This window comes from Oleiphilus sp. HI0080 (genome assembly GCF_001635135.1).
The window spans coordinates 1-5,145 of sequence record NZ_LWFU01000358.1 but is presented as its reverse complement, the minus strand read 5'-3'; the positions used below and the strand labels follow the sequence as shown (position 1 = coordinate 5,145).

Sequence of the window (5,145 nt, the reverse complement as noted above, 5' to 3'; positions counted from 1 at the left end):
GCTGTTTCGACGCAAACTAGCCAGCAAGTAGTTCTGCCCATTCAGATTGACAGCGCTCAGCGGCGTGGAGAGTTATTTGCGCCAATTCACTGGGGAAAACAATGGTCTTCTTCTGCCTCAATCGCTTATTTGTATAGTGATGCGCGAGACGCGATCTCAGGGCAGCCGGAGCTGAAGCATGCGGCCGTCGCGCTCGAAAAGCTGACAGTAAAAAAACATGCGTACCTGTTGCTCCGTGAGGAGCTTGATCATCGTGTTTTGTCGACGATGGCCGAAGTTTGGAGCAAAATCCGAATCAATGGTGCGTTCGTTTATCGGATCAGTTGTCTTGAATCGACTACGGAAATTGCCCAGCAGTTAGCCGATTTAGGCGTCATTTCTTCGACTCAAAGCATGAGCCATACCAAGGCTACTGGCAGAGTCTCGTTATATTTAAATCAGGGTGCTTTGAGCGCCCTCCTGATGGAGCAGTCGTCACCGCTCGATTTTCATAGAGCGTGGTTTGAGTCTCTTATTCAGGAAAATGCATTGAGTAGCGAACAGATTCATGAACTTCTGCACGGAGAGGTGGACGATGAATTTACGCAAGGGAAAATTGTCTGTAGTTGTTTCAAGGTTGGAGAGAAGGCCATTCATGATGCCATAGAAACCAAGCAATGTGACTCTGTAGAGTCGCTTGGCGATGCGCTTAAGTGTGGAACCAATTGTGGATCGTGTAAGCCGGAATTGAAGAAAATACTGGCGAAGCGTGACGTAAAAATGGTGTCGTTGCAGCCTGAGGAGGTTTTGGTATGAGCGCACTAACAGCAAGCATTATTTTGCGTGTTAAAGATGTATTCGCGCAGGCGCGCCTCGGTGTGTTTCAGAGAGTCAGTTCATCGACTTCGGGTACGAATTTATCTGATGCTAGCAACCAAGGGATAGGCCAGCGCGCATCCGACGGATGTGTACATTTGATTGGTGCCGGCCCTGGTGATGCAGAGCTGTTGACCATCAAAGCATACAAAGCGATTCAGCAGGCCGAAGTCATTCTTTACGATGCTCTTGTTGGAGAGGATGTGGTTGCGATGTTTCCGGCATCAGCACAAAAGATGTATGTGGGTAAGCGCTACGGTCAGCACTCGATGACACAACCAGAGATCTGTAGGGTGCTTCTGGAGCTTGCTCAATCCGGTAAGCGGGTAGTTCGACTTAAAGGAGGAGATCCGGCGATATTTGCTCGTGCGGGTGAAGAGTGTGCCCTACTTGCACAGCATGACATTCCGTTTGTTGTTGTTCCTGGTATTACCGCGGCGTCTGGCGCATCTGCCTATGCAGGTATTCCGCTAACACATCGTGATTGCGCTCAAAGTGTGCGGTTTGTAACTGCACATCTCAAAGACGAAAGTGCTGAGCCTGATTGGTCGTCAATGGCGCCTTCTCAGAAGACAAAGCATGGCGAAACGCTTGTTTTCTATATGGGGTTGCGCCGTATTGAGCAGATCTGTCAACGCCTCATCCAACACGGAGTCGATAAAGATATGCCAGTGGCCGTCATCGAGCATGCTACGCACGCAGAGCAGCGTGTTTGTATCGGTACGCTCGCAACGATTGCGGATCGCGTTGAGACAAGTGGAATATCAGGCCCGGCGATTACAATCGTTGGTCGGGTTGTCGAGTATCGTTACCAGACAGCGAACCTGATGAGTGATTCAGTGCTTTCCGGAGCTGTGTCCGGCTTTTGATCTTGCGCACCGAAATGGTGCGTAACGCTGTGTTTTCAGTTCCCTGCTTTGTTTAGTGATTTCATAACCCATTGAATAAAAAACGTATTTCAATGTTTGGGTATCCGCTTGCTTCATTGGGAGCATACTTTGCCGAGGTTGTGTTGTCCGGCTGGGAGCCCCAAACAAATAATGTCTTCAAAACTCAGTATTTTGCTTATCGACGAGAATGTCGAGAGAGCGAACGATGTGACTGCTGCTTTAGAGCAATCCCGCTATCGCGTGCGTCATCTTGCTAGCCCTAGCGTTGCGTTGTTAAAAGAAGTGGATGCGTGGCAACCAGATATCATTGTGATTGATATCGAGTCGCCAAGTCGCGACATGCTTGAAAGTCTGCATACCATGTCGGCGTTTGCCCCTAAGCCCGTTGTGATGTTCTCCGAATCGGAAGATGAGGAGATGATTAATCTCTCTGTTAAATCTGGTGTCAGCGCCTACGTTGTTGGTGATCCTGACTCCGCTCGAATTCGCCCCATTTTGGATGCCGCCGTTGCCCGGTTTAACGAGTATCAACGCCTCAAAGATGAGCTTTCCCAAACGAAGAACGAACTCGAAGCGAGAAAACTTGTTGATCAAGCCAAGCGACTATTAATGGATGTTAAGGGCATCTCTGAAAATGAGGCGTTTCACAGTATGCGTAAAACCGCGATGGATTCAGGACAAAAGATCGAAGACGTCGCGCGAACTGTAATTTCAATGATGAAGAATATGAATTTCTAGGTGGTTAGATGACAGGTATTGAAAAAACATCACTGTCGCTCGGTTTTGTACCTCTCACCGACTCGGCGCCTTTAGTCGTTGCGAAAGCGCTCGGTTTTTTTGACGATGTGGGGTTGGATGTAACGTTACAAAAGCAAAACTCATGGGCAACCTTGCGCGACAAGCTTCATGCCGGAATACTCGATGCGGCGCAGATGCTCGCTCCCATGCCAATTGCCAGTACTTTAGGCTTGGGTTGCCGTGCGAGGAAAATCGTCACGCCTTTTGTTCTTAGCCTCAACGGTAATGCGATTACGCTTTCTGATGCCCTCTATCTCGAGTTAAAGGCGCATGAATCGATACATCCCGATCAGCCGCTCAGTGCAGAAGTCTTAAACTCGGTGATTGCCCGACGTAGTGCCGATGGAAAGGCTAAGCTCAAACTCGCTCACGTATTTCCATACAGTTGCCATCATTATCAGTTGCTCGATTGGTTGAAGTCTGGTGGCGTCACCCTGAGCGACATTGACATCCTCACTGTGCCACCCGTGAATATGGTCGATTTTCTTTTCAGTGGCGAAATCGATGGGTATTGCGTGGGTGGCCCATGGAACGCAAAAGCGGTCCGCTCGGGAATTGGATATACCGGCCTCACCTCCTATGATGTCTGGCAAGATCAGCCAGAAAAAGTATTGGGGTTCACTGCTGATTTCGTGGATCAGTACCCGCAGACCGTAACGGCTTCCTGCGTCGCAATTGAGCGAGCTTGTCGCTGGCTAGAGAATATACCTAATCGATTTGAAGCAGCGCGCATGTTGACGCATAGCCATTATCTAGATGCGCCTCTAGATGTGATTGCTCCTTCTTTACTCGGTAGTTGTTTGACGCATGAGGCGGCCGCACCAAGAGAGGTCGAGCAATATAATCGCTTCTACTCAAGCAAAGACCATGGCGTAAACGTGCCCAGTACCGAGCGAGGACGCTGGTTACTTAATAAGATGGTCGAGGCCGGTCAGTTATCGAGCGAAGACAGCGCATCTGTCTCTATCGACGAAATATTTCGTGAAGATCTATACCAGGCGATAAGCGCCGAATTTGTGCAGGCTTAGTGCAATGCTCCTCTTGTTGGTGCGTTCGCATGTGTGGGTAAAGGCTTGGCGGTCAGTTAACCCTCTGAAAAATAAGTATTTTTAGAGTTGGCCTTAGTATTGCTTAGTCATGGCACGTAGTTAGTAAGAACGCTTAGCGCATTCAGAAAGCGCTAACTGATTTATCGTTTACCCCTCTTGGTCAAATATCGCGGGGTATTCACTGGACAAGAAGCGGTTGAAGGCATAGTGGCCTTCAATGCGCCAGGCAACGTTGCCCGCTTAGTCTCCTCTCCGAGAGGCTTTGCGGGTTTTTTTTTGAAAAAATATTGATATCACGCTGGAGTAGAGCATGAAAAAACACGGACTTTTGAAGTCAATAAAGACCAAGTTTACTGCTATTACGGTGACGCTGGCCGCAACGGGTGCATTACTTGGAACATCTGTGCAGGCTCAGGAATTGGGTTGGCCAGAAAAAGAAGAGCTTAAGTTTGGCTTTATCAAGCTGACAGACATGGCGCCTTTAGCAATTGCTTACGAAAAAGGTTACTTCGAAGATGAGGGCTTGTATGTCACCTTGGAAGCTCAGGCTAACTGGAAAGTGCTTCTAGACCGCGTTATAGACGGTCAATTGGATGGAGCGCATATGCTGGCAGGTCAGCCTCTTGGCGCGACAATCGGATTTGGTACGCAGGCGCACATCATTACAGCGTTCAGTATGGATCTAAACGGTAACGGTATTACCGTTTCCAACGATATTTGGGCGCAGATGAAGCCAAATATCCCTCATGAGGACGGTAAGCCGGTGCACCCAATTAAGGCGGATGCATTAAAACCGGTTGTTGAAAAGTATAAAAGTGAAGGTAAGCCTTTCAATATGGGGATGGTATTCCCTGTTTCTACGCACAACTATGAACTTCGCTACTGGCTCGCTGCTGGCGGAATTCATCCTGGTTACTATGCGCCTCATAAGGGCGATACCAGCGGCCAGATAAATGCAGATGCTCTACTTTCTGTTACGCCTCCACCGCAGATGCCTGCGACCATGGAAGCCGGCACCATTTATGGTTACTGCGTGGGTGAACCATGGAATCAGCAAGCGGTCTTTAAAGGCATTGGTGTTCCAGTCATTACGGATTACGAGATCTGGAAGAACAATCCAGAGAAAGTCTTTGGCGTGAGCAATGAGTGGGCCGAGAAATATCCAAATACGCATGCGCGAGTTGTGAAAGCAATGATCCGAGCAGCAATGTGGTTAGACGAAAATAATAACGCTAACCGTCCAGAAGCGGTGAAAATTCTAGCGAAACCATCGTACGTGGGCGCTGATGAAGAAGTGATCGCAAACAGCATGACGGGTACGTTTGAGTACGAGAAAGGCGACAAGCGTGAAGTACCAGATTTCAATGTGTTCTTCCGTTACAACGCTACCTATCCATATTACAGCGATGCTATTTGGTATCTCACGCAGATGCGTCGTTGGGGCCAGATTTCTGAGCACAAGTCGGATGACTGGTATATGGAAACCGCAAAGAAGGTTTATCGACCTGACATTTATGCTGTCGCGGCTAAGGCACTGATCGCTGAAGGTAAGG

The 5,145-nt window shown here is 48.7% G+C and carries 5 protein-coding genes; all 5 read left to right on the top strand.

Features of this window, described 5'->3' with window-relative positions:
• Window positions 1-795: (2Fe-2S)-binding protein (locus A3751_RS05295; protein ID WP_197466189.1), on the top strand; the 795-nt coding region annotated here is incomplete at its 5' end.
• Window positions 792-1,724 carry a uroporphyrinogen-III C-methyltransferase gene (cobA, locus tag A3751_RS05290; protein WP_068453104.1) on the top strand — a complete coding sequence of 311 codons (933 nt, stop codon included), beginning with the start codon at window positions 792-794 and terminating at the stop codon, window positions 1,722-1,724. The genes A3751_RS05295 and cobA, both read left to right, overlap by 4 nt.
• A 171-nt stretch (window positions 1,725-1,895) precedes the next feature.
• A complete protein-coding gene (locus A3751_RS05285; RefSeq protein ID WP_068453101.1) occupies window positions 1,896-2,483 on the top strand; it encodes an ANTAR domain-containing response regulator in 588 nt (195 codons plus the stop codon).
• An 8-nt stretch (window positions 2,484-2,491) separates the two neighbouring features.
• The gene (locus tag A3751_RS05280) at window positions 2,492-3,571 is read left to right on the top strand and encodes a CmpA/NrtA family ABC transporter substrate-binding protein (RefSeq protein ID WP_068453098.1); all 1,080 of its coding nucleotides are present in this window, start codon (window positions 2,492-2,494) and stop codon (window positions 3,569-3,571) included.
• Between the two features lie 331 nt (window positions 3,572-3,902).
• A partial coding sequence (locus tag A3751_RS05275) for a CmpA/NrtA family ABC transporter substrate-binding protein (protein WP_068453095.1) occupies window positions 3,903-5,145 on the top strand: 1,243 nt, incomplete at its 3' end.